This window comes from Pseudomonas lundensis (assembly GCF_002269125.1).
In the GTDB taxonomy this organism is placed as follows: domain Bacteria; phylum Pseudomonadota; class Gammaproteobacteria; order Pseudomonadales; family Pseudomonadaceae; genus Aquipseudomonas; species Aquipseudomonas lundensis_A.
The window spans coordinates 1-21,841 of the sequence record NZ_NQKI01000051.1; the positions used below are offsets into that span (position 1 = coordinate 1).

Annotated in this window: 25 protein-coding genes, 1 tRNA gene and 1 pseudogene; 9 read left to right on the plus strand and 18 right to left on the minus strand. The window is 55.5% G+C overall.

What is annotated here, in order from left to right; genetic code table 11:
* Positions 1–988: 988 nt before the first annotated feature.
* On the plus strand, positions 989–1,780 hold the full coding sequence (locus CJF39_RS21170; protein WP_094995178.1) for a hypothetical protein: 792 nt from the start codon (positions 989–991) through the stop codon (positions 1,778–1,780).
* 75 nt (positions 1,781–1,855) lie between these two features.
* Here the strand turns inward: CJF39_RS21170 and CJF39_RS21175 are convergent, their stop codons facing one another.
* Both CJF39_RS21175 and CJF39_RS21180 read right to left on the minus strand, forming a co-directional pair.
* The gene (locus tag CJF39_RS21175; protein WP_094995179.1) at positions 1,856–2,758 is read right to left on the minus strand and encodes a viroplasmin family protein; all 903 of its coding nucleotides are present in this window, start codon (positions 2,756–2,758) and stop codon (positions 1,856–1,858) included.
* 64 nt (positions 2,759–2,822) lie between these two features.
* The gene (locus CJF39_RS21180) at positions 2,823–3,179 is read right to left on the minus strand and encodes an MbcA/ParS/Xre antitoxin family protein (RefSeq protein ID WP_094995180.1); all 357 of its coding nucleotides are present in this window, start codon (positions 3,177–3,179) and stop codon (positions 2,823–2,825) included.
* Positions 3,180–3,386: 207 nt separating this feature from the next.
* Here CJF39_RS21180 and CJF39_RS21185 point away from each other — a divergent pair, with 207 nt between their 5' ends.
* Positions 3,387–4,703 carry an RES family NAD+ phosphorylase gene (locus CJF39_RS21185; protein WP_056847368.1) on the plus strand — a complete coding sequence of 439 codons (1,317 nt, stop codon included), beginning with the start codon at positions 3,387–3,389 and terminating at the stop codon, positions 4,701–4,703.
* 159 nt (positions 4,704–4,862) lie between these two features.
* On the opposite strand, the gene CJF39_RS21190 is transcribed toward CJF39_RS21185, so the two are convergent.
* On the minus strand, positions 4,863–5,510 hold the full coding sequence (locus tag CJF39_RS21190; protein ID WP_056847367.1) for a TetR/AcrR family transcriptional regulator: 648 nt from the start codon (positions 5,508–5,510) through the stop codon (positions 4,863–4,865).
* A 349-nt stretch (positions 5,511–5,859) separates the two neighbouring features.
* Here CJF39_RS21190 and CJF39_RS21195 point away from each other — a divergent pair, with 349 nt between their 5' ends.
* Positions 5,860–6,702, plus strand: coding sequence for a hypothetical protein (locus tag CJF39_RS21195; protein ID WP_094995181.1), 843 nt, complete (start codon positions 5,860–5,862; stop codon positions 6,700–6,702).
* A gap of 392 nt (positions 6,703–7,094) precedes the next feature.
* On the opposite strand, the gene CJF39_RS21200 is transcribed toward CJF39_RS21195, so the two are convergent.
* From CJF39_RS21200 to CJF39_RS21215, 4 genes are all read right to left on the minus strand, one after another.
* Positions 7,095–7,168: transfer RNA gene (locus CJF39_RS21200), tRNA-Gly, on the minus strand.
* Between the two features lie 197 nt (positions 7,169–7,365).
* A complete protein-coding gene (locus CJF39_RS21205) occupies positions 7,366–8,214 on the minus strand; it encodes an alpha/beta fold hydrolase (RefSeq protein ID WP_094995182.1) in 849 nt (282 codons plus the stop codon).
* 103 nt (positions 8,215–8,317) lie between these two features.
* Entirely contained in the window at positions 8,318–9,010 is a 693-nt protein-coding gene (locus tag CJF39_RS21210; protein ID WP_094995183.1) for a pseudouridine synthase, read from the minus strand.
* A 33-nt stretch (positions 9,011–9,043) separates the two neighbouring features.
* Positions 9,044–9,268, minus strand: a complete 225-nt coding sequence (locus CJF39_RS21215; protein ID WP_094995184.1) for a cysteine-rich CWC family protein — start codon at positions 9,266–9,268, stop codon at positions 9,044–9,046.
* 149 nt (positions 9,269–9,417) lie between these two features.
* Here CJF39_RS21215 and ung point away from each other — a divergent pair, with 149 nt between their 5' ends.
* On the plus strand, positions 9,418–10,110 hold the full coding sequence (gene ung, locus CJF39_RS21220) for a uracil-DNA glycosylase (RefSeq protein ID WP_094995185.1): 693 nt from the start codon (positions 9,418–9,420) through the stop codon (positions 10,108–10,110).
* A 96-nt stretch (positions 10,111–10,206) separates the two neighbouring features.
* Here the strand turns inward: ung and CJF39_RS21225 are convergent, their stop codons facing one another.
* A complete protein-coding gene (locus tag CJF39_RS21225) occupies positions 10,207–10,566 on the minus strand; it encodes a hypothetical protein (protein WP_094995186.1) in 360 nt (119 codons plus the stop codon).
* Positions 10,563–10,829, minus strand: coding sequence for an ogr/Delta-like zinc finger family protein (locus tag CJF39_RS21230; protein WP_094995187.1), 267 nt, complete (start codon positions 10,827–10,829; stop codon positions 10,563–10,565). Before CJF39_RS21230 ends, CJF39_RS21225 begins: the two co-directional genes overlap by 4 nt.
* 333 nt (positions 10,830–11,162) lie before the next feature.
* Here CJF39_RS21230 and CJF39_RS21235 point away from each other — a divergent pair, with 333 nt between their 5' ends.
* The gene (locus tag CJF39_RS21235; RefSeq protein ID WP_094995188.1) at positions 11,163–11,564 is read left to right on the plus strand and encodes a helix-turn-helix domain-containing protein; all 402 of its coding nucleotides are present in this window, start codon (positions 11,163–11,165) and stop codon (positions 11,562–11,564) included.
* An 18-nt stretch (positions 11,565–11,582) separates the two neighbouring features.
* Here the strand turns inward: CJF39_RS21235 and CJF39_RS21240 are convergent, their stop codons facing one another.
* The 6 genes from CJF39_RS21240 to CJF39_RS21265 form a co-directional block, all read right to left on the minus strand.
* Complete coding sequence (locus CJF39_RS21240) at positions 11,583–11,936, minus strand: hypothetical protein (RefSeq protein WP_094995189.1); 354 nt, start codon at positions 11,934–11,936, stop codon at positions 11,583–11,585.
* 144 nt (positions 11,937–12,080) lie between these two features.
* Entirely contained in the window at positions 12,081–12,305 is a 225-nt protein-coding gene (locus tag CJF39_RS23810) for a helix-turn-helix domain-containing protein (protein WP_141232210.1), read from the minus strand.
* A gap of 134 nt (positions 12,306–12,439) precedes the next feature.
* Positions 12,440–13,471: an AbrB family transcriptional regulator gene (locus CJF39_RS21250; protein WP_094995191.1), complete on the minus strand. Its 1,032-nt coding sequence runs from the start codon at positions 13,469–13,471 to the stop codon at positions 12,440–12,442.
* A complete protein-coding gene (locus CJF39_RS21255) occupies positions 13,464–14,978 on the minus strand; it encodes a tripartite tricarboxylate transporter permease (RefSeq protein ID WP_094995192.1) in 1,515 nt (504 codons plus the stop codon). The genes CJF39_RS21250 and CJF39_RS21255 overlap by 8 nt, the downstream gene beginning before the upstream one ends.
* 1 nt (position 14,979) lies before the next feature.
* Complete coding sequence (locus CJF39_RS21260) at positions 14,980–15,438, minus strand: tripartite tricarboxylate transporter TctB family protein (protein ID WP_094995193.1); 459 nt, start codon at positions 15,436–15,438, stop codon at positions 14,980–14,982.
* A gap of 57 nt (positions 15,439–15,495) precedes the next feature.
* Positions 15,496–16,473, minus strand: coding sequence for a Bug family tripartite tricarboxylate transporter substrate binding protein (locus CJF39_RS21265; RefSeq protein WP_094995194.1), 978 nt, complete (start codon positions 16,471–16,473; stop codon positions 15,496–15,498).
* Between the two features lie 455 nt (positions 16,474–16,928).
* Between CJF39_RS21265 and CJF39_RS21270 the strand changes: the two genes are divergently transcribed.
* Positions 16,929–17,600 carry a response regulator gene (locus tag CJF39_RS21270; protein ID WP_094995195.1) on the plus strand — a complete coding sequence of 224 codons (672 nt, stop codon included), beginning with the start codon at positions 16,929–16,931 and terminating at the stop codon, positions 17,598–17,600.
* Entirely contained in the window at positions 17,593–18,984 is a 1,392-nt protein-coding gene (locus CJF39_RS21275) for a sensor histidine kinase (protein WP_094995196.1), read from the plus strand. Before CJF39_RS21270 ends, CJF39_RS21275 begins: the two co-directional genes overlap by 8 nt.
* 12 nt (positions 18,985–18,996) lie before the next feature.
* Here CJF39_RS21275 and CJF39_RS21280 read toward each other — a convergent pair whose 3' ends face one another.
* Both CJF39_RS21280 and CJF39_RS21285 read right to left on the minus strand, forming a co-directional pair.
* On the minus strand, positions 18,997–19,818 hold the full coding sequence (locus CJF39_RS21280; protein ID WP_094995197.1) for an HDOD domain-containing protein: 822 nt from the start codon (positions 19,816–19,818) through the stop codon (positions 18,997–18,999).
* Between the two features lie 39 nt (positions 19,819–19,857).
* Positions 19,858–20,799, minus strand: a complete 942-nt coding sequence (locus CJF39_RS21285; RefSeq protein WP_094995205.1) for a YgfZ/GcvT domain-containing protein — start codon at positions 20,797–20,799, stop codon at positions 19,858–19,860.
* Between the two features lie 149 nt (positions 20,800–20,948).
* Between CJF39_RS21285 and CJF39_RS21290 the strand changes: the two genes are divergently transcribed.
* Positions 20,949–21,203: a succinate dehydrogenase assembly factor 2 gene (locus tag CJF39_RS21290; RefSeq protein ID WP_094995198.1), complete on the plus strand. Its 255-nt coding sequence runs from the start codon at positions 20,949–20,951 to the stop codon at positions 21,201–21,203.
* Positions 21,187–21,639, plus strand: coding sequence for a protein YgfX (locus CJF39_RS21295; RefSeq protein ID WP_094995199.1), 453 nt, complete (start codon positions 21,187–21,189; stop codon positions 21,637–21,639). The genes CJF39_RS21290 and CJF39_RS21295 overlap by 17 nt, the downstream gene beginning before the upstream one ends.
* On the opposite strand, the pseudogene CJF39_RS21300 reads toward CJF39_RS21295, so the two are convergent.
* A pseudogene (locus CJF39_RS21300) lies at positions 21,608–21,799 on the minus strand (L-aspartate oxidase); the annotation flags it as partial. The gene CJF39_RS21295 and the pseudogene CJF39_RS21300 overlap by 32 nt on opposite strands.
* Positions 21,800–21,841: the final 42 nt, after the last annotated feature.

Sequence of the window (21,841 nt, forward strand, 5' to 3'; positions counted from 1 at the left end):
AAGCAGTTGAACACCTGGGTCAGTTTTCAGTCGGCAGAAGAGCCTCTACTGGGTCAGTTTTCGGTCAGCGGCAACACACGTGTAGCGCGGGACTTCTGACTCTGGGGCGGTGGTGTTCACAGGACAGATTTCAGTCTGGTCTAAATCAGGCATTGGGCTCTTGGTCACTTCCACGCCTCGTGAGGCAGCCCCCTTGAACGTGCTAAGCACTTTCAACGGGAGCGTCTCGACAAAAGGGTCAAGCGCGCTGCGCGGTACTGAGGTGTCGTTGGCCAAGGCCAATACCGAAGAAATCTCAGCCGCGAGCTGGGTGTGCGTGGTACTCAGGGCAGGCGTTTCTGCATACTGAGGCCAGTTGACGGACTCTTTCATGAGATCGTGGTAATTGGCATACCCTAGTCCCTTGGACAGGGTCTCTCGGGCAAAAGAGAGCTGGACGGGTGATTGGCCTGGCCACCGTTTCTGGATGAGTTTGGCGAGTCTTTTGAAGGCGGCTTGGGGGAGCAGATCTTCGGGATAGACCGGAACGCGCATGGCAATTCTCCAATGTCACGGTGTCGGCTGCCCGCTGACAATTGTCGAAGTGCGTGCGAAAGAAGGGAGAAACACCTGAGGCGCAAAGGCTTTGCATGCCGACCGCTCGATCCAGGAAGACCGTGGTCGGTACGGTAGCATCGCTTCTGGTGCTGATCAACACTCAGGGACTTGCCAATTTGACAGGCTTGTCAGGCTTGTCAACTTGCTAGGCTTGACCATGAGGGGGATTTTTTCGGCTGCCCTGATGGAAGTCATTGTACAGAGGGCAACGGGGAAACTGTCTTGGGTTGCGAGCTATGCTTCACAGGACGGGTACTGCTGATATTGATTGCGCAATTTATTCTTATTGGCTTCAGCACCCTATTGCCTGAGCCGGTTCGCTCACATGGGTTGGCGGATTAAAGGTATCAGCGTCGCAGGTTGAAGACTCTTAACGAACAAGGAATGATCTATGTGGGAACAGCATCCTGATACTTGTGCAGTGGTTTTTGATCCAGCTAACGAGAAGATATACGAGTTTCGTAGGTCAATGCTCATTAATCAAATAACTCGCGACGCTGATAGAATTGCTAAAAGTTTTGATGCGCTACATAGTGCTGACCTTGAAAAAATGAGTGCACTTTTTACCCATTGCTCCGCTATCTGGGCTTCGGGGATGTTCAGGGCCGAACGCAACGAAGATAAGCTTCGCATGGCGTGTGCAGAACTCCTCTCCAATGCCCTGAACTCCATGGTTGGTGCGGCCTATATGCTTCGTGGTGGCTTCGTTTTGCAGCCTGGGCCGGTCGTGCGCTCAGCCATTGAAACCATGGCCGTAGCCCTGCATCTCATGCAATTTCCGGAAGACTTTCAAAAGTACCAAGAGCACAAATTTGAGTCTCCGCGCGCCGTTTCCAATGCCAAGCGCGTCTTCCCTCCATTCGGCCACATCTACGGCTTGCTGAGTCGAGAGTTCACACATATTGGAACTTTGCATAAGCAGTTCACGCCCATCCGCGAATACACAGGCGATGAAGAATCGTTACAGTTGAATATTCAATTTCTGACGGCAGGGATATGGATGTGCTATGTGTCCTGCGAGCTGGTGTTTTTGGACGGTGTGGCTGAACCAAGATATTGGCGTGAACTGCCTGAACAAGTTGAGGGTAAGACTGCTTATTCTTACGAGCCCAGTGACGAGGAGCGAACTTGGATGGCGGATTTCTTGGGCTTGGATAATCCGGTCTTTGGAGGAGGTGACTGAGGTGCATCAGGTGCGCTTCTTCTATGCGCTCGGATCCGGTGCTGGAGGGGGCTCTCGTCACCTGGTTGCAGCAGGTCAGGGGAGGCGGTCGATCGCGGCGCCGTAGTCAAAGTTCACGGTTGATCCGGACACGAGGACTGCTTCGAGCTGATGCTTGGATGCGTTCTTGACGATGCGAAATTCGCTGACTTCCCCTGCCTGGCGGGTGAGTTTCCAGATCAACCTGAGCTTCTCGGTGGCCATGCCCAGCTTTATCGCACCTTGGGCAGACTTGGCCAAGAAGGCATTGAGCTTGCTCTTCAGCTCAAACCTGGAGTCGTATGGGTAGGGGCCGAGGGTGAAGGGGCCGTCCCCGATAATTCGATCAAACTCGATTCTGGGCTTCATGTGTAATGCTTGGATTTGGCGATGCTCCCTCGTGCGGTTCCAAACCGTGATACCCCTGGCGGTACAGTGCTCGATCCAGCGTGTCTCGGCCTCCAAAGAGGCCTCTTCAGATTCGCAGGTTTCTACAACTTTGAATGCTGGGGTCATCCCGTCATCGAGTATCTGGGCGATCTTGGCTGCCGCGCGTTTGCAGTCATGGTTGGCTTTCCCAAGATGGCCTCGCTGCCGGGCTTCGAAGTCGCCTGTCTGCCCTACGTAGAACGGCTCCTCTGTTACCGGATCGATGATCAGGTAGACGACGTAGTCCTTGGCAACCACGCCGTCCAAGGTCGGCTGTTGAGGCTGTTGTGGAATGACGGTCGGCAGTTGCGCGGACGCTTGCGTGCTGAAGTGAAGAACCGGTGAGTGGTTCGAGCCTGGCGTGGGGGTGTTCTGGCGGTACCACTCCTCAGCGAGCTCAAGCGTTGCGAACGACTGGTGTTTCGCTTCCGGAAAACGGTCAATGGACAAGCGAGCCCCACCTTCCCAGCTATTGAAAATCCCGAGTTTCCGTCCGTGGACAACAGCGTAGAACTTCGGCTTCTTGGCCATCCTGTGCAACCTCCCTGAATCACTTAATGGGCCTGCGGGGTGATCTGCAGACCTCGCAATGCTTTCAGGCACCGAACCCATGCTCAATGCGCGCAAGAAGTGTCAAGGCGTCGTCGATGTGGGCATCCCTCGGGCGTTTCGCTCCCAACGCTCGTAAGGGTTGCGATAGCCAGTCCACCGCACTTTTCTTGTCGCCGAAGATTGCCATCGCTGCATCAAGCAGCCGTGGATCAATCGTTTCCGACGACTCCGGGCCGTCCTTGCTTGGACTCATCGCGTCATTGATCGCCTCCGCGAGCGTTTCCAAAGCCTCCCTTAGGCGAGCATTTTCTCGAAAATCCTCAGAGTTTGGCTTGTGTTCTGTGCAGTGGCGCAACAGGGCTTGCGCGTCATTATGGTTGAGGTCGAACTCGATCAGCATGCCGATTCCTTGAGTGGGCTCAATGTCTGGAGTATGGCAGCGTCCGGATTGGGTATCTGGCAGCGCATTAGAGGACACCCTGTCCGATGTTGAGGGCGGCGTTATTCCAGAGCAATTTGGGCCTTGAGCCGTTTTGGATGGTATTCCAATCGCGGCGCTTCAGTCATCATGCCCCCTTGATGAACAGGTTCAGGTACTGCCAGCACCATGCGAATGGAAAATGTGAAAGACGGACAGGCTACCAAGGGAGTGTGTTATCAGTGCGTGCACGACCGCTTTCTAGGGCGGCAGATCCAGCGCAGTGGGGCCTCCGCTCAGTGCAGCCTTTGCAACTCGAAACGCAAGTGCGTGCCACTCGCTGAGATCGTCTCTCGTGTCACCGAAATCCTTGGTACCTACATCACAGAGGGTGATCACGTTTGGCGTTGGAACGGTGGTCGGATTGACCATCAAGAAGGCGAGAGCATCGAACACTGGGTAAGCGAAATCTTTGGCTGCGACAACATCGAGCCGATCGTGGCTGCAGTGAGCCGGCGCCTGACGTCATACAGTGACGACATTCAGTACTCCAGACAACGTTTCAGCTTGAATGACATCGGCCACCAATGGTGCGAGTTCCAGGAAGGTATGAAGCATGGAATACGCTTCTTCAACGACAGCGCCAAGGCGTTCTTGGGCTGGATCTTCAAAGATCTGGATAAGTACTCAGCCTCGTCCGATGAAAATGCCGTGGTGCGGTTGCTCACGCCTGAAAACTCTCCGTCGATCTTCCGCGCCCGAACCTGCATGGGCGGCGAGAGTGTTTCCGAGATCACAGCCAACCCTGCGCGTAATCTCGGAGCTCCCCCGAAGGAGCGAGCTGGAGAGGGCAGGATGAACCCTGCAGGTGTTCCTGCCTTCTACGGAGCATTCGAGCGCAAGACCTGTGTCGCTGAGCTCCGTCCCCCGGTTGGCGGCACCGTCGTGAGTGGCGAATTCAGGTTGGTCAGGGAGGTCAAGGTGTTGGATTTCGGACGCTTTGAAAAAGCAGATCTAGGGCCCATGCCAAGCTTCTTTGACTCCAAATACCATTCGAAGGTAGGGCGGCGGGATTTCCTGAGGTATCTGCATGACGCAATCACGGTGCCGGTGCTTCCTGGAGCAGAGCGCGACTATCTAACTACTCAAGTCATCGCTGAGTACCTGGCCACCCACTGTAAGCCCCGTATTGATGGTGTGATCTTCAAATCCGTGCAGGAGAGCGCCGGCAGCAACATTGTGCTGTTCTCGCACGTCGCCTGCGATGCTACCGCTTCGATGGGAAGGGTTCGGAACGGCTATATGGTCAGAGGCCCCAAGGAGTCCGATGGGCCTTGCATCGAGTATGTCAGTGACAGCCTCGTCTACCACGGGATCCGGCAGGTGAAGTACGACACAGATGATCAGGCGCTGCCGGAGGACAAGCTGTTGCCGTTGCTGACTCCACCAAGTAGCGCGCATTCGCTTCCAGCAGGTATGGAGGGGCTGCTGGATGGGGATTTCTGATTGAGTTTAGGTCTGTGGTCTGTGGCGTCAGGGTTCGGGGCGCGTGGCTCTAGAAGCCTCTAGGCCTGCGGTGTGTGGACTGATCGTGCGTGTTCGGGTGTTTTGGCAAGTTTTCCGGTTTTTGCGGGTGTTGCAGGCCTTTCGCTGATCTCTAGGATTTCAGTGCCGGAGCGATCGCAGGAAGGCGTCCACGGTGCGCTCCACGATCTGCTCGATCTCCTCGCGGGCAAGCGGCTCGCTGTTGGCTCTGACCTGTTTCCAGAGAACCCGACCATCGAGCATCTCCATGAAGTCGCAGGCGGCAGTTTCAGGCTCTTGAACTGCCAAGGTACCTCTGCGTGCCAGTTCGGCCAGGTAGTCGCTGATGACGGTCATTGCCGGCGCTTGGATAACCTCGTCAAATCGGCTGGACAGCACAGGGAATCGTCTGCCTTCCATGATGACCATGCGTAGGAAGTCGGCGGCTGTCGGGCCAGACCAGAAGCACGCGAACTCGGTGGCGATCTGCATGAGGCCTCTCCTCGGGTCGGACAGCGCGCGCTCATCTGTTGCAACGTTCATGACGGGGAAGGCTTTCCACATCCGCTCTGCCACCGCCACGAAAAGCGACTCCTTGCCATCGGGGAAGCGGTTATACAGAGTCTGGCGGGTCACCGCTGCAGCCTTGGCGATCTCCTCCATGCTGGCTCCTTCGTACCCGTGCTCAATGAACATCCTGCCCGCAGCCGCTAGAATCCGGACTGGGCGTGATGCGCTTTCGCCTGGGTTGAGCAAGTCGTCGACGGGGGAGGAGGTGGCCACATTCATATCAGTTACCTATGTAGAGTCGGTTAAGTGTTACTGAAAGAGATGCGATCCGCCACCCATGTTTCGCCTAATTAACTTTACTGGGGTGTAAAGTAAAGCTGCTTGGGCTGCGGGGCTTGGTGTTTGGTGTTAGTTGTTTTCGGATTATTTGGACAAGAACGTTATTTCATCATCTGCCGCTTCAGCTTTGGTTTTGGCTTGATACTTGGGCTTGATGCTCTGCTCAGGCTTGACGTTTGGTGGGGCGCGCTGAGGGTACCCATGACGGAAAGGTTTTTTTTCGGATAGGTACCGACACCTCACGGCTGAGACTTTATCATCTGATTATCAATTAATAGAGGTTTCTAAAATGGATGTTAAAGGTCGTGCCACTGCAATCGATGTGTGTGAAAGCATATTGCGTGAGGACTTTAAATATAATGAGGAAAACGGTACCTGGAGCAGTATCAACCGAATCATCGAGAGTCTGCTGGGACGCACCACTGAGCTTGCTGATGTCTACGTCGAGCTGCACGCCACGCTGGCAGAACAGCCTAGGGCGCTAAGTTCATTCTTTGATGTTTTCACAACCACTGTGTACTCCTGGAATCCTGGAAAGATCAAAGAAGCTCGCGAGGATCGGGAGATGCTCACTGAGTTGAATGTGAGAATTGCAAAAGTTTCAGAGTTGCTCTCGGAGTTGCTCTCGCGGCGCACCGAGGTTAAAGAGATGTCCAGTTTTAGTAGTGATACCTACTACCATATTATGGATGTCGTTGAAGAAGCCTCTGAGGATAATGGGCTTTTCAGGTCTCACGTGAAAGGTAAGTTGGAGAAGTTGACCTATCAGTATGATCTCAAATATTGGCCTTCCATAACTCAAGTGGTGGCGCAGATTGGTATCAATGCGGCTAATGCAGTAACAGTTGCTGATGACTCCGCTGCAAGTGCAGCAACTGAAGCTCGTCGCCCTGGGCTGGCTGACTTCTTGAAAGCATTTGAGGCAGAACTTGATAGGAACAGGGTTGAGAATATTGGCTTCATTCCCAATGATTTTTCACTGAGCGATAGTTCTATGGCGTCGTTGGTAAACTGCGGACTTGGGTTGGGAGTCGAAGAGCTGATCGAAGCCAGCTTTGTAAAGCGTTACCGCCAACGTGAGCGCGATCGTGATCGTGGTCAGGAGCTCGGACGGAAGATGGGGATCGACTGAACATTGGAATGGATGCTGGTGGTCGTTTCGAGCCCTGTATACGTCCAGGTGATTTTTTGAGGGGGAGGGCTGGCCATACCGCTCACTCCCTCTCGGGAGTTCTGGATCGTCTTCCTGGGTAGCATTCCGGGACTGCATTCTTGAGCGCACGATGATGAGCTTGTCGGCGATCCAGGCTAGGTACGAAATGAGCTTTTTGGGGTTTATTGGGTGGCACGAGGAGGGCGATGATCTGTCGATTCGTCATTCTGGACGGCGTCGACGGTGCACCAAATTTTGGTGACTCTAGGGGAGGTACTGGGGAGCTGGGATCGAGGCGTTGCCATGAGGCTTGGAGGGGCTTCCTGATTGGGGGGGATCCCCTGGAAGGCCCGGAAACACTGGCTAGAAGGTGGAGCGGGTAGAGGGAATCGAACCCTCAACTAAAGCTTGGGAAGCTTTCATTTTACCACTAAACTATACCCGCATTACGCGTTTTTACCATGCACCAAAGACGGGTGTCCAATAAGAACCCTCGTTATCAGCTTGGGAAGCTGGAGTAATGCCATTATACGACACCCGCTCAGAGCGGCTGACTTTGTACCAGAAGCCGGCGCGGATGAGAAGTTTTAATTGTTTTTCCGTGACTCACGCCTTTGCGCACTCACCCGATGGTGGCATTACTCAGCCTGCCAATGAAAGGTGCTGCTCAGCGTTGAGGAAGTTCAGTACGGCGTTTTTTGTGTGGTGACTGGCGCACTTGTGCTCCATGTCCAGAAAATGCCCGGTGTTATCCACGATCACGAACTGGCTCTGGTTGATCGGTCGGGCGAATTGTCGCGCGTCTTTTGCTGCGGTGTATTCGTCCCATTCGCCATTGATGAATAACACCGGGATATCAATGCGTTCAGCGGCCTTGAGCCGACTCGCGTGATCACTGCTGAGCAAATGATCGATGTGGAAGTGCATTTGCGCGTATTCATGATCGGCAAGGGTGCTGATGTGACGAAAGTTGAAGCGTTTGAACAGGTGGGGCAAATGCTTGCCCAGTGTGTCGTTAACCAGATGGCCCAGCAGGGTGCCGTCGCCCGTAGCCAGCCCCTGACGACCCCGTTCCAGATAATCCTGCATGGCTGTATTGATCGCGGGTGAGAACGAACTGATCACGGCCTTCTCTATACGCCGTGGTTGTTCAGCCAGGGCCGCCAATGCAACCAGTCCGCCCCACGAAAACGACAACACGTAACGGGCGTTAAAGTGCTCGATCAATTCCAGCAACACCTGCGCTTCACGTTCATTGGTCAACAGGGACTGATGAGGGTTGTGGGCTTTTGACTGACCGGCATAAGGTTGGTCATACAGCACGACATTCAGCGCGGGATGCAGATTCTTGACTGTCTGGGCAAATGAGGCTGTTGTGGACATCGACCCGTTAACCAGGATGATCGTGCTGTGTGCCGAGTCGGATCGGTAATACTCGGTATGGATTCGGTACTGACCTTGAATATCCAGCACGGCGATTTCAGGCTTCATGGCGTCGGACTCCAGCGAATCGAGTGTCGGTCAATCCTAGAGTGGGCCCGGAATGTGACAGTCAATCGTGTCGGCACTGGTCATGCGTCAGGCGGATGCGGTCTCAAAACAATTCGACTTCTTGCGCTGTCAGTGAGCGGTATTGGCCTGGCGCCAGCTGTTCATCAAGGTTCAGCGACCCAATGCGCTCGCGGTGCAAGCGCACAACCTTGTTGTTGAAGTAGCCGAACATGCGTTTGACCTGATGATAGCGGCCCTCAACGATACTCAGCCGGGCACAACGTGGGCCAAGCAGGTGCAATTGGGCTGGCTGGGTGGTCAGGTCTTCAAATGCGAAATAAATACCTTGTTTGAACGTGACGGCATACGCGTCGGTTATCACATCCTCTGTTTCGACGTAATACACCTTGGGCAGCTTGGTTTCGGGTTGCGTCACCTGACGTGACCAGTGCCCATCGTTGGTAATCAGCATCAAGCCGCTGGTATTAAAGTCCAAGCGTCCGGCGATATGCAGGTCGTCCTTGTCCGGCTCGTCCAGCAAGTCGAGCACGGTGGGATGGTGCGGGTCTTGGGTGGCGCTGACGCAGCCGGTCGGCTTGTGCAGCATGAAATACCGCGCGGGTTTGCCGACTTGCAGCAATTGCCCGTCGCACTCAACTCGACTGAAGGCCCGCACCTCATGATGAGGATCGCTGATGATCTGGTCATCGACCTGAACGCGCTTCTCGATCAGCAACAGGCGCACCTGCTTGCGGTTGAATTGCGGCAAGTTACTGAGGAAACGGTCTAAACGCATAGCCATCGATCACATGAAAACCCGGCGGGTATCTTAACGGCTGGCGTCGGGAGTCGTTGCGGGAAGTTGTTCAAGCACACCGGCGCACCGCGGGCATAGACAGGCCGCATGGCGCAGTTCGGCAGGCAAAGCCTCAATGACGCTGGGATCGAGGGTGACGCCAAAACACCAACATGCGTTTGTCGGCACTTCGTTGTTGCTGACCATCGAGCAATCATTGCTGGCGCCGCAGGCGGGGCACAGAGCGGGTGTTGACATGGCAAGTCCAGTAAAACCGAAGGGGCTGGTCGCTCTTTATACAGCAGTTGGTCAGCCTTGATTGCCATCAGCGACATACTTGCCTGATTGCATTGACAAGGCGGGTGGGCTTTTTTAGTGTCCGCACCATTGTTTTTCGAGATGTAGCCATGACGCTGGACGACCGTATAAAACTTGAACCTCTGTGGAAGCAAGCGTTGCGCGAGGAGTTCGAAAAACCCTATATGGGCGAGCTGCGTGAATTCCTGCGTCAGGAGCATGCTGCGGGCAAAGAAATTTATCCGCCGGGGCCCCTGATTTTCAATGCTCTGAATTCAACGCCGTTGGACAAGGTCAAAGTCGTGATTCTGGGGCAGGACCCTTACCATGGCCCGGGTCAGGCTCATGGGTTGTGTTTTTCGGTGCAGCGCGGCGTGCCTGCGCCCCCTTCGCTGGTCAACATCTATAAAGAACTCAAACGTGATTTGAACATCGATATTCCTTCGCATGGCTGTTTGCAGTCATGGGCCGATCAGGGGGTGTTGCTGCTCAACACAACCATGACAGTGGAGCGCGCGAACGCGGCTTCTCACGCCAAAAAAGGCTGGGAGCACTTCACCGACCGGATTATCCAGGTCGTCAGCGAGACGCAGCCCAAGTTGGTGTTTCTGCTGTGGGGGGCACATGCGCAGAGCAAACAAAAACTGATTGATGCCACTAAGCATTTGGTGCTGACCTCTGTGCATCCTTCGCCGCTATCGGCTTACCGAGGCTTTATTGGGAACGGACATTTTAGCCGCACCAACAAGTTTCTAACGCAAAACGGTTTAACGCCCATTCATTGGACATTACCCGCCGATTGATCAGCGACGAGTGAATTGAGTGGTCAGATGCCCACGACATGACACACCAGGTGTGACGCCTGGTGTGTAAGTAATAACCTTTGAAGTTAGCGCGAATTACACCAGTCGCATTCGACAATTGTCGGGTGCCTCAATGACTCTATCTACAATGGCTTTAATCGGTACGGCCCACGTCATTCCGTTTTCAGGATCTGTAATAACGGCCAGATGTTCAGTACTGGCGCCCAAATCCAGCCGGCACCGCTCATCATTTATCTTGAGTTCACCGTACGCACGGCTGACCAGTTTCTGTGCTGTCGGAATGCTAAGGGCATATGCACTGATCAGATAGTTAACGGTTTTACAAAATAAAATTTGATCGTTTTCCGGGTGCATCGGTTGAAACTTGCGCAGGTAACTCAATGCCGATGCTTGTATCTGTTGCTCATCATCTTCGGTTGAATAGGCCGCCGTCATGGTGTTACTCCAGACGTGATATCGACGTTCTGAATAGCTGCGCGACGCAGGTCCTGATCGACATGCGGAAGACGTACATCAGGGTTGGGCATCCCGCTGGGTGATAGCTCATGGGTCATTTCGAATTCAGCTCGGACAGACCAGCCACAGGCTTCGGTGGTGCATTGCAAATAGGCAACACGTAAAAAAATATGTCGACCTTCACTGGTGCGAATCCGCATTTTGCTTAAGCAATGTGGGCAAACCATTTTATAGGTGCTCATGAGTGACTCCGATTAAACGTTGTTAAGTGCCAGTCGTTGTTGGCACGCGTATAGAAAAGACCACTCCTTTGATCTCGATGAGTGAGTGCCGGAACGAGTTTTAAAGAATGGTTCCAGAATTAAGTAAGTTTTTTATTATTGGCTTGTAGGACGTTTGATTTGTTTTTGTATGTGTTGTGATTTTTGTAGCGTAAAGCGGTTTGTGCGAGGGGGGAGTTGGTGTTGTCATTTTCGAAATATTTATAAGGTTGCAATTTTTTAATAATTTTGAAGTACTCAATGTGAGTAGATATTGAAGCAAAATCGCGCTGAGTCAAATTTGGATTATTCAAAATGAGTAACAAGAAATCAATTGAAGTACTTTTTAGGTTGAAACAAGTATTCGACGTCAAAACGGACTCTGATCTTTCAGGCGCCATGGGGGTTAGCCCTCAAACGCTGAGCACCTGGAAAGGGCGCTCAAAAATTCCCTATGCGCACTGCATAGAGCTGGCAGAGAAACATGATGTTTCTCTGGATTGGTTATTCAATGGTCGCGGTCCCATGCTGCTGTCGAATTGCTATCAGTCAGCGTCAGAAAATGACGTATTTAATGCCAGTGAGTTTAAGGTCTTAAAACTGTACCGCGCGTTGAATACCTTTAACCAAGGGTTGGCGCTGAGCGCTATGCAGGATCGTCAACACGTGCAGGGTTTGACGGAGCGCATAGAGATTTTGTCACAGCGCGTGGAGTAGTCAGTCCAGCCCATCGGATTACTTTCCCCCTCGTAACCGCCGTATCAGGTCGACAATATCGGTCACCTGAATCCAGTCAGTCAGTTTTCGGCTGAGGGGGATTACCACCAGGGCACATATAAACCCGCATACCCCTGGAGGAATGACGGGCAGGTAAAGTAACGCTACCGGTGAAAATAAATACCCCACACTGGCGCTGAGTAAAAAGCTCACTATTTTTTTGAATACGTTCTTGTTGCTGCGTGAACTTGCCACGAGCCATCCACCCAGGCATGCCCCCCAAAACATTTCATTGTTGATCATGTTTTCCAGCACAGGCAGGAACAGTTCAACGTATTTATTAATTAAATAAGTTGCATGCTCGAGGGTCATGTCAGGACGCTCCTTGGTCGTGAAGAGGCAGATTCTCAGAACATCGTTTTAATGGTTTTCGTTAAATTAATGTATGGGTGTGTATTGTGAGTGGACCTTTGTTTGCGTTGTGACAGTGTTACAGGATGCCGAGTTGCAGTGCCTTTAATACTGCCGCGTGGCGGGAGTGGGTTCCGAACTTTGTTCGTAAGTTAAAAAATGAAAGTTGATAGTGCTTACTGATCGGTGCATGACTTTGGCAATCTCTGCGGAGGTCATACCCTTGGCACAGCATTGCAGGATTTGTTGTTCGCGCGCTGTGGTTTTAGGGATGCAGGTGGCGTAATCATTGTTGCGTGACAACGATGGGTTTAACTCGTCCTGTTTCATTTGAAGGCCCGCACTGCTGAAGGAATTGAACTTCACAATAAATGTTGAGTGCCTGGTGCTCAATGTAATAAAGCTGTAAGACTCATTCTTACATTGAGTATATTTTCCTACATGAAGCGTGCGTTTCTAGAAGCTCAGGCCTTATTGCTTGCCCAGTATCGGTACAAGGGTTCGGCCAGAAACAACACAAACAGCAGGCGCATCACTTGCAATGCGGTAACCAGAGGTACAGAGAGCTGTAATACCTCGGCAGTAAGGCTCATTTCCGCGATGCCACCCGGCATCATGCCCAATGTCATGGAGCGCAGGTCTAATTGAGTGAGGGTGCTTAACCCTGCAGCGCATGCACTGGCGATCAACATTGTTAACGCGGTGCCCAAGAGGGTGCGGCCGATAAAAGAAGGGGCTCGGCGAAAGAACTCGCGGTTAAAGTGACAGCCCAGGCCGCTGCCGATCAGCCATTGGGCAGCCTGGCTGCTGCCTTGAGGAAGGCCGATGTGCAAGTTCCACAGGATACTGACGCCAGCGCTGATAAGCAGCGGGCCGAACAACCAAGGGTTCGGCTGGCGCAATCGTTGCCAGATCCAGGCCAGCAATGCGCCTGCCGGAAGCAACACGGCAAGCCAAAAATAATCAACCGGGGCCGCCAGCAAGGTGGGTGGGCCGTCTTCCAGCACATAGGTGAAGGCGGCGGGTACGCAGAGCACGACGCTCAGCACGCGCAGACTTTGGCCTGCGGCCACGCTGCTCAGGACGGCGCCATTGCGTGCGCCCAGGTTAACCATTTCGCCAGAGCCCCCCGGCATACTGGAGAAAAACGCTGTGGCGCGATCTTCACCGCTGCGGCGCATGATCCACACATTAATGATGCTCGACACGCTGGTGAGCAGTGCGCCAAAAAAAATCAGCCAGAAATGCGCGAGCACCTGTTCCATGACCTGCGCAGTGAAGTGCAGGCCGATGCCGATGCCGATCAGCCATTGCCCGCATTTTCTGCCGCCGGGAATTTCGGCCAATTGCCAGGGTGTCAGGCAACGTACCAGGATGATTGCCAGCAATGAGCCGACCATCCAGGGCAACGGCCAGCCGATCAGGCTGGCCAGGTAACCGCCGGTAAACCCGACCAGCGGCGTCCCCCACCATTGTTTGAAACGGCTGTCAGGCATTGGCCAGCGCGCGCCGTTGAGCGTTGCGCTTGCGCCAGATTCGCACGATGGGCAGTAGTAACATCACGACCGTCAGTACCCAAACACCCAGCGTGATCGGGCTGGACCACAAGATTTCCAGCGCACCATTGGAAATTGACAGTGCCCGGCGCAAATTCTGTTCCATCAGGCCGCCCAGAATGAAGCCGAGCAACACGGGTGACAGCGGGAAGTCGAGCTTGCGCAGGATGTAACCGAAGATGCCAATGCCGATCATCAGGAAGAGGTCAAAGGTGGTCGCATGCACCGCGTACACGCCAATCGCGGTAATGATGGCAATCACAGGCACCAGCGCCCAGTTCGGCACCGACAAAATGCGCGTGAAGATACGGATCATCGGGATGTTGAGGATCACCAGCATGATGTTGGCGATAAACAGCGAGGCGATCAGGCCCCACACGATATCCGGCTGCTGTTGGAACAGCAGTGGGCCGGGCGTGATGTTGTAGAGCGACAAGGCGCCGATCATCACCGCCGTGGTGCCAGAACCCGGCACGCCGAGGGTCAGCATGGGGACCAGTGCGCCACACGCCGAGGCGCCGATGGCCGTTTCAGGTGCCGCCAGGCCGCGCATGTCACCCTGACCAAATGTGCCGGTAGCGCCAGCCATGCGCTTCTCGGTCATATAGGCCACAGCACTGGCCAACGTCGCGCCTGCACCCGGTAGCACGCCCATGATGAAGCCCAAGAGCCCGCAGCGGATATTCACGACAAACACCGCAGACGCTTCTTTGAGGTTAAACATCATGCGTCCTGTGGCTTTTACCGCCTCCTGGCCTCGGTGGGTCTTTTCCAGCAGCAACAGAATTTCGCTGATGGAGAACAAGCCCAACACCAGGACCACGAACTGAATGCCGTCAGTCAGGTGGATACTGTCGCCGGTGAAACGGTACACCCCGCTGTTGGCATCGATCCCTACACAAGAAAGAAACAAGCCGATCAACGCTGCGATAAAGGTTTTCAGGGGGCGGTCACCCGCCATCCCGCCCAGGCAGACAATCGCAAAGACCATCAGCACGAAATACTCGGCAGGCCCGAATGCAATCGCCCACTTGGCGAGCAGTGGCGCGAACAGCACCATGCCGCAGGTCGCGATAAAGGCGCCGATGAACGAACTCCACGCGGACAGCGACAGGGCCACCCCCGCCAAGCCTTTGCGGGCCATTGGGTAGCCGTCGAGGGTGGTCATGACGGTTGACGCTTCGCCGGGGATATTCAGCAGGATCGAGCTGATCCGCCCGCCGTATTCACACCCCAGGTACACCGCAGCCAGCAGGATGAGTGCGGACTCTGGCGGCAGGCCCAGTGCAAATGCAATCGGGATTAACAGCGCGACCCCGTTGATGGGGCCAAGGCCAGGCAACAAACCAACGACCGTACCGATCAACGTCCCGCACAGCGCAGTGACCAGGTTATAGGGGCTGAGCGCGACCCCGAAACCCTGGCCCAGATAGACAAAAGTGTCCATATCAGTTCTCCAGTACGTCGAGCAGGCCGAGGGGCAGTGGAACGTCCATGGCTTTATCAAACAACAGATAAAGGCCGACGCTCATCACGCTGATGATTACGACACTGGGCAGCCAGCGTCCGCCATACAGGCGTGCCATCGGAATGCCGATCAGCAGGCTGCTGAGGATAAAACCCAGGGATTCGAAGGTGCCTGCAAAGATCAGCAGCAGTACGACACACACGGCGATCTTGGTCAGGGTGTCGCGATCCAGTTGCGGGTCTTCTTCGCTGTGAACCACCGGCGTCGGGCGAAAAATCATGTAGATCAGGCCCAGCCCCATCAGGCCCAGCATCAATAGCGGGAAGGCGCGTGGGCCAACGGGTTCGTAGGAAAAAGCTGCCTGATAGGGCCAGGCCATCAGCGCCAGACCGACGCAGGCCAGTAGCAACACCGAGGCAAAAATACGTTGTAAGAGCATGGTTCACTCCTGCGTTGCGCTCCGATTGCACGGAACGCAATCAACTGACAGCGGCGGTTACTGGATCAGACCGAACTCTTTGGCCAGTACTTTGTAATCGCTGACTTGTTTCTTCACGTAGGTGTCCAGCTCGGGGCCGGTCATGGCGAAGGGGAAGAGCTCGCGCTGATCGCGCAACGTGGCGAACTCGTCAGAAGCCAGCAACGTGTCGAAAGCACTTTTCCACCAGGCGTAGTCCTCATCGCTGACTTTTGGCCCGAGGTAAAAGCCGCGCACCACTGGCCAGACGATGTCGTACCCTTGCTCTTTTGCGGTAGGAATGTTCTTCATCTCGGGTTCATCCAGTCGGGTGTCGGAGAACACCGCAAGGATGCGCATGTCGCCACTCTGAATGTGCGGCATGGAGTCGGAAATGTCCGTGCTGCCGACCTGAATGTGGCCTCCGAGTAATGCGGTAGCAATTTCTCCGCCGCCTTCCAGTGCCACATAACGTAGATCGCGCGGGTTGATACCGGCGGCCTTGGCAATCAGCGCGGTCTGCATCCAGTCCTGACTCCCGACGGTGCCACCGGAGCCGATCACCACTTTGCTCGGATCTTTCTTCAGCGCTTGAACCAGATCGTCGAGATTCTTGTAAGGCGAATCGCTTTTTACCGCAATCGCGCCATAGCTGGTGCCCACAGCTGCGAGCCAGCGCACGGCGCCTTCGTCGAAGCGTCCGAATTTGCCCTGTGCCAGGTTGAGCAATGAGCCACTCGACCACGCTACCAGCGTGCCCGCGTCGGCGGGGCGCTGGGCGACCACTGCGTTATACGCCACAGCGCCTACACCGCCTGGCATGTACGTGACGCGCATCGGTTTGCTGAGTAGCTTTTCGTTCACCAGCGCGCTTTGCGCCAGTTTACACGTCAAGTCAAAACCGCCACCGGGCGAGGCAGGGGCGATGCATTCCGGGCGTTTGGGTTCAGCGATGGCGTTGCTTGCCAGCACGAAGCAGCTGGCAGCTAGGGCAAGGGCGCGCAGTGATGGTTTCATGGTGTCTCCTGGGGGAGTTTTTGTTGTTAGGGAAGGTGCGAGGCCGTGTCACGACACGGGGATGCCGCAACCTGTGAGCAACCGGATGTCAGCAGGGCTGAGTGTCAATGGGGGGCGAGGGCATAGGTGACGCAGACGCAACGTTGCGCAGATCGAAGGCATTGGGCAAAAAAGGAGTAAACGGGCAGGCCAGAAGGGCCAAGGCTTGAACGCCGGCATGCAGTGGTGCTCCGTTATTGTTCTTATTGGCGAAAACGCTTCGAGGCGTTTTTCGGGTCGTTACGTCAGCCATCGTGCAGACAGTAGAAACGGTCTGTTTTGAGATCCTAGTCGGCCAACCTTTCACCAACCTTTCAGCTCGGATTCATGTTGTATCGGGCTTCACAGGCGGGCTGGCGTCTGTACACTCCCGGCAAAGAAAGGCGTATGCCTATAAAAATAATGAGGACGATCCGATGCGTGTGCTCTTGGTCGAGGACCAGCCGCAACTGGCCGAAAGTGTTGCTCAAGCGTTGAAAAGTACCGGTCTGACCGTCGATGTGTTGCACGATGGCGTGGCTGCCGACCTGGCGTTGGCCAGTGAAGAATATGCCGTGGTAATTCTGGATGTGGGGTTGCCGCGCATGGATGGTTTTGAAGTGCTGGAGCGATTGCGTGCCCGGGGTAAAACCCTGCCGGTGTTGATGTTGACGGCCCGCAGTGACGTGAAGGACCGGGTTCATGGGCTTAACCTGGGCGCGGATGATTATCTGGCCAAGCCGTTTGAGCTGAGCGAGATGGAAGCCCGGGTCAAAGCCCTGTTACGGCGCAGTGTGTTAGGTGGCGAACGTCAGCAGCAGTGCGGGGACTTGGTATACGACTTGGAAACCCGGCGCTTCACCCTGGGCGATGAACTGCTGACCCTGACGTCCCGCGAGCAAGCGGTGCTGGAGGCTTTGATTGCCCGGCCGGGCCGGGTCATGAGCAAGGAACAACTGGCGGCGCATGTGTTTGGTCTCGACGAAGAAACCAGCCCCGATGCCATCGAAATTTACGTTCATCGATTGCGCAAAAAACTGGATGGGCAACGCGTGGCCATCGTGACGTTCCGGGGGTTGGGTTATTTGTTGGAAAGCCGTGATGCATAAGCTCGGCAGCTTGCGCTGGCGACTGCTTTGGCACCTGACCCTGATGCTGGTGGTGTTGATGCTGGCGAGCAGCTTGAGTGCCTACTTCAATGGCCGCGAGGCGGCTGATACGGCGTATGACCGAACATTGCTGGCGTCTGCGCGCACCATCGCGGCGGGCTTGTCGCAGCGCGATGGCAGCTTGAGCGCCGATGTGCCCTACGTCGCGCTGGACACCTTTGCCTATGACAGCGCGGGGCGAATCTATTACCAGGTTAATGACATTCATCAGCGCCTGATTTCAGGGTATGAAAACTTGCCAGCGCCTCCGCCCGGTACGTTGCGTACGGATGATTATCCCGCGTTGGCGCGTTTTTATGATGGCCAGTATCAGGGGCAAAACGTGCGCGTGGTGAGTTTGCTCAAGGCGGTCAGCGAACCCGACATGAATGGCATGGCTGAAATTCGGGTGGCCGAAACCGATGAGGCCCGGGTTTCAATGGCGCGCAGCCTGATGGCAGACACTGTGCTGCGTCTGGGGATGCTCGGGCTGGGTGCGATGTTGGTGGTGTGGTTTGCCGTCAGCGCTGCATTGCGTCCGCTGGAGCGGTTGCGCACGGCAGTGGAGGAGCGTGAAGCGGATGACTTGCGGCCTTTGCCGCTGGTGCCGGTGCAGCGTGAGCTGTGGCCGCTGGTGCAGGCGCTCAATCACTTCACAGAGCGTTTGCGCGGGCAGTTTGAGCGTCAGGCGCAGTTTATTGCCGATGCCTCCCATGAACTACGGACTCCGCTGGCGGTGCTCAAGGCTCAGTTGGAACTGGGCCTGCGGGCCCGTGATCCGAATGTGTGGCGCACGACCCTGACACAGGCGGTACAGGGCACCGACAGGGTTACGCATCTGGCCAATCAATTATTGTCGCTGGCGCGGATCGAGAATGGGGCGCGGGCGATTGCCGAAGGGGGCGCGCAGTTACTGGACTTGAGCCAGTTGGCACGTGAACTGGGCATGGCGATGGCGCCCTTGGCGCATGCCCGTGGCGTAGCGCTGGCGCTTGAGGCGGATCAGCCTGTGTGGCTGCACGGCGAGCCTACGTTACTCAATGAGTTGCTCAGTAACCTGATAGACAATGCGCTGGCCCACACCCCCTCCGGGGGCAACGTGATCTTGCGCGTCATTGCACCTGCCGTGCTGGAAGTTGAGGACGATGGTCCGGGGATTCCCCATGAAGACCGTGAGCGGGTATTCGAGCGGTTTTACCGGCGAAATCCTTCTGTGGCGGGTTCCGGGCTTGGATTGGCAATTGTCGGGGAAATCTGCCGCGCTCACCTGGCACACATTTCCTTGCATGATGGCGCGCAAGGTGGGTTGAAGGTGCGGGTCAGTTTTGTGCACGTCCAGCACTGAAGGGGGCGTCGCTCAAATAAACATGCCGCGTGCGGCGTTCAGCTCTTCCTGCAGTGTGCTGCTCAGGCCATCAAGGCCTAGCCTTTTAAAGGCGGGAAGGGTGCTCAGCTCAATGTTCAAGAGGGCGCAATCGCTGTGCTTAAGGCAGAAAACTGTGGCGATCTGCACCAGGTCGATGTAATCCACTTCAGCTGTTTCGCGAGAAAAGTCCAGATACTGACCCGGAAGTTTGACCAACATTTCAGGGAATTCCCACACGCTCAGCAGTTTGTCGCCAATGAGCGGGTGGATATTTTCGATGACATGGTTAAGGGAGACCGGATCCGAGAGCAGTTCGTTGTGTTCTTCGGCGTAGGTCAGGATCGGCAGCACACCGATTTGATGCACCAGCCCGCCCAGGGCCGCCTGATCCGGTTTGAGCGATGTGCAATGCCGGGACAAGGCGTAACAAATGCCGGCTATTTCCAGGCTTTGGCGCCACACGTCACGCATTTTGTTTTCAACCACCTCGGAGCGGGCATGGAAGATTTGCTCCATGACCAGCCCGATCGCGAGGTTGCTGCTGTAGTTGACACCCAGCCGGGTGATGGCCGTGTGCAGGTTGGTGACTTCCTGAGTGGCGCGCAGCAGCGGGCTGTTGACCACTTTGATCAGGCGCGCTGACAGTGCGGTGTCACGGCCAATGACTTTGCTCAGGTTGCTGACGCTGATATCGGGATTTTCGGCGGCCTTGCGAATGTTCAACGCTACTTCGGGTAGCGTGGGCAGAACCAGGTCATCTTTGGTAATGGCCTGAATCAAATCCTTTTGGACCTTATGCGCCAGGTTGCTCATTTCTGTTCTCTAGGATGCTGCGTTTCAAGGTGTTGCAATTCAGCGCTGGATTTCGCGATCACGGTCCAATTGATAAGGCAGATCCAGAAGGGTTAATTCAGGGCCTTGCGCATCACCCAGATGCACATTGCCGGCTTGCGCTGCTTCAGATTGCAGGACAGCCAGCAGTTCAACGCCGTGCTCACTGCGGGCGCCGATTACGACTTCGCCAATGGCGCTGCTATGAGTCGGGGCGTAGAGAGGAGTTCCCGGTAATGGCACGTCATTGATCGCGAGCGACAAGCGGTAGAGGTGGCGCTTGAGTTTGCCCAGGTATTGCATGCGCGCCACGATTTCCTGACCTGTGTAACACCCTTTCTTGAAGCTCACGCCACCGACGGCCTGCAAGTTGATCATTTGCGGGATGAACAGCTCGCGTGTCTGTTCCATCACTTGACCGATACCGGCACGTACTTGCCCGAGCAACCAGTCGTTGAGGGTTGCTTGAGGCAGGTGGGCTTGCAATTCGCGGGTCAGGTTTTCGGCTTGATCGACCGGCGCCCAGAGTTCGGCACGATCCTGGCTGGCGCGAATTGCGATCAGACCGTTGGCACGCGCGACGCTGTCGGTTTCGGCTGGCAGCTCGAGACCGAGCCGGGTCAGCACGGCGTCTGCCCCGGCGAGGCCGAAGCGTACCCAGTTAGCGCTGTCATCAGTGAGTATGGACTTTGAGAAGACGGCGTATTTTTTCAGGTCGGCCAGTTGTGGCTCAATCAGTTCGCGGGCCATGGCCAGCAAGCAGCCGTCGGGTTGAAGCAGGATGCGAAAGCTCGATTGCATGCGGCCTTTTTGCGTGCAGCGTGCGCCCAGGCTGGAGCGGGTGTCGCTCAGGTAGTTGAGGTTGCAGGTCAGTTGCCCTTGCAAAAACTTGCTGGCGTCGCTGCCGATCACAGCAAGAACGCCTTCGTGGGTCAGGGTGCAGAAAAAAGCAGAGTCGGCCATGGTTGTTCGCAGGTCAAAAAGTCTGACTGACATCATAGAGGGGCGATCCTTAAATGGATAGTTCGCGCAGGACCTGCGGGGCCCGACCAAAGCCGACTGGCCTATGTTGGATCGGCCTGTATACTTGCGCTCTATTTGAGGAGCGCTCCATGGTCGAAGATGTTGAACTCAATCGTCTTTACTGGCACAGCCGTCGCGGCATGCTTGAACTTGACGTGTTGCTGGTGCCTTTCGTAAAAGAGGTGTACGCCACCCTCAATGATGTTGACCGCGAGTGCTATCGCAGGCTGCTGGAATGTGAGGATCAGGACATGTTCGGCTGGTTCATGGAGCGCAGCGAGTCGTCTGACCCTGAGCTGCAGCGCATGGTTCGCATGATTCTGGACCGTGTCCAGCCCAAATAATTATTTCGAATGCCGCTGGCGTGCTTCCGGGCACCTGCTGGCGGCGTATCTCGCAGCCCAGGCGCTGGCGCTGATCTCAATTGGCCTTCTGTCGATTCCCCTCTGGGCCCGTATGCTCGGTGTTTTAGCGTGCCTGTCGCATGGGGTTTGGGTGTTGCCGCGGCATATTCGCTTGACGCATCCGACGGCTATCACGGGGTTGCGCCGTACTGCCGAGGGCTGGCAGCTATGGAGTCGGGCCTCGGGTTGGCAAGCGGTGCAGTTGCGCCGTGACAGCATGGCGTTGCCGATGCTGGTGATTGTGCGCTTCAGCCTGCGCGGTGAGCGCCGCGTGCGGGCTGTGTGCATTCCCCGCGACGCGTTGGCGCCCGATCAGCATCGGCGCCTGCGCGTTCGGCTCAAGTTCAGTCGGCGTAGGTGGTTGGCACCAGAATAGTGTCCAGTGCTTCTGGCAGCATGTGCGGGTAGTCGAGCGTGTAATGCAAGCCTCGGGACTCCTTTCGGGCCATGGCGCTGCGGATCATCAGCTCGGCCACTTGCGCCAGATTACGTAACTCGATCAGGTCGCGGCTGACTTTGTAATTGCTGTAGAACTCGACCCTTTGAGGCTAAACCCAATGGATACAGGGGTTTCAGCC

Excerpts from the sequence above, each read along its gene's own strand:
- CJF39_RS21260 (WP_094995193.1), bottom strand. The coding sequence starts at position 15,438 with ATGCTCTTACAACGTATTTTTGCCTCGGTGTTGCTACTGGCCTGCGTC.
- CJF39_RS21180 (WP_094995180.1), bottom strand. The coding sequence starts at position 3,179 with ATGCTGATCGAGTTCGACCTCAACCATAATGACGCGCAAGCCCTGTTG.
- CJF39_RS21175 (WP_094995179.1), bottom strand. The coding sequence starts at position 2,758 with ATGGCCAAGAAGCCGAAGTTCTACGCTGTTGTCCACGGACGGAAACTC.
- CJF39_RS21270 (WP_094995195.1), top strand. The coding sequence starts at position 16,929 with ATGCGTGTGCTCTTGGTCGAGGACCAGCCGCAACTGGCCGAAAGTGTT.
- CJF39_RS21185 (WP_056847368.1), top strand. The coding sequence starts at position 3,387 with ATGCGAATGGAAAATGTGAAAGACGGACAGGCTACCAAGGGAGTGTGT.
- CJF39_RS21265 (WP_094995194.1), bottom strand. The coding sequence starts at position 16,473 with ATGAAACCATCACTGCGCGCCCTTGCCCTAGCTGCCAGCTGCTTCGTG.
- CJF39_RS21190 (WP_056847367.1), bottom strand. The coding sequence starts at position 5,510 with ATGAATGTGGCCACCTCCTCCCCCGTCGACGACTTGCTCAACCCAGGC.
- CJF39_RS21230 (WP_094995187.1), bottom strand. The coding sequence starts at position 10,829 with ATGAGCACCTATAAAATGGTTTGCCCACATTGCTTAAGCAAAATGCGG.
- CJF39_RS21250 (WP_094995191.1), bottom strand. The coding sequence starts at position 13,471 with ATGCCTGACAGCCGTTTCAAACAATGGTGGGGGACGCCGCTGGTCGGG.
- CJF39_RS23810 (WP_141232210.1), bottom strand. The coding sequence starts at position 12,305 with ATGAAACAGGACGAGTTAAACCCATCGTTGTCACGCAACAATGATTAC.
- CJF39_RS21195 (WP_094995181.1), top strand. The coding sequence starts at position 5,860 with ATGGATGTTAAAGGTCGTGCCACTGCAATCGATGTGTGTGAAAGCATA.
- ung (WP_094995185.1), top strand. The coding sequence starts at position 9,418 with ATGACGCTGGACGACCGTATAAAACTTGAACCTCTGTGGAAGCAAGCG.
- CJF39_RS21285 (WP_094995205.1), bottom strand. The coding sequence starts at position 20,799 with ATGGCCGACTCTGCTTTTTTCTGCACCCTGACCCACGAAGGCGTTCTT.
- CJF39_RS21215 (WP_094995184.1), bottom strand. The coding sequence starts at position 9,268 with ATGTCAACACCCGCTCTGTGCCCCGCCTGCGGCGCCAGCAATGATTGC.
- CJF39_RS21210 (WP_094995183.1), bottom strand. The coding sequence starts at position 9,010 with ATGCGTTTAGACCGTTTCCTCAGTAACTTGCCGCAATTCAACCGCAAG.
- CJF39_RS21205 (WP_094995182.1), bottom strand. The coding sequence starts at position 8,214 with ATGAAGCCTGAAATCGCCGTGCTGGATATTCAAGGTCAGTACCGAATC.
- CJF39_RS21280 (WP_094995197.1), bottom strand. The coding sequence starts at position 19,818 with ATGAGCAACCTGGCGCATAAGGTCCAAAAGGATTTGATTCAGGCCATT.
- CJF39_RS21170 (WP_094995178.1), top strand. The coding sequence starts at position 989 with ATGTGGGAACAGCATCCTGATACTTGTGCAGTGGTTTTTGATCCAGCT.
- CJF39_RS21255 (WP_094995192.1), bottom strand. The coding sequence starts at position 14,978 with ATGGACACTTTTGTCTATCTGGGCCAGGGTTTCGGGGTCGCGCTCAGC.
- CJF39_RS21290 (WP_094995198.1), top strand. The coding sequence starts at position 20,949 with ATGGTCGAAGATGTTGAACTCAATCGTCTTTACTGGCACAGCCGTCGC.
- CJF39_RS21225 (WP_094995186.1), bottom strand. The coding sequence starts at position 10,566 with ATGACGGCGGCCTATTCAACCGAAGATGATGAGCAACAGATACAAGCA.
- CJF39_RS21275 (WP_094995196.1), top strand. The coding sequence starts at position 17,593 with ATGCATAAGCTCGGCAGCTTGCGCTGGCGACTGCTTTGGCACCTGACC.
- CJF39_RS21240 (WP_094995189.1), bottom strand. The coding sequence starts at position 11,936 with ATGACCCTCGAGCATGCAACTTATTTAATTAATAAATACGTTGAACTG.
- CJF39_RS21235 (WP_094995188.1), top strand. The coding sequence starts at position 11,163 with ATGAGTAACAAGAAATCAATTGAAGTACTTTTTAGGTTGAAACAAGTA.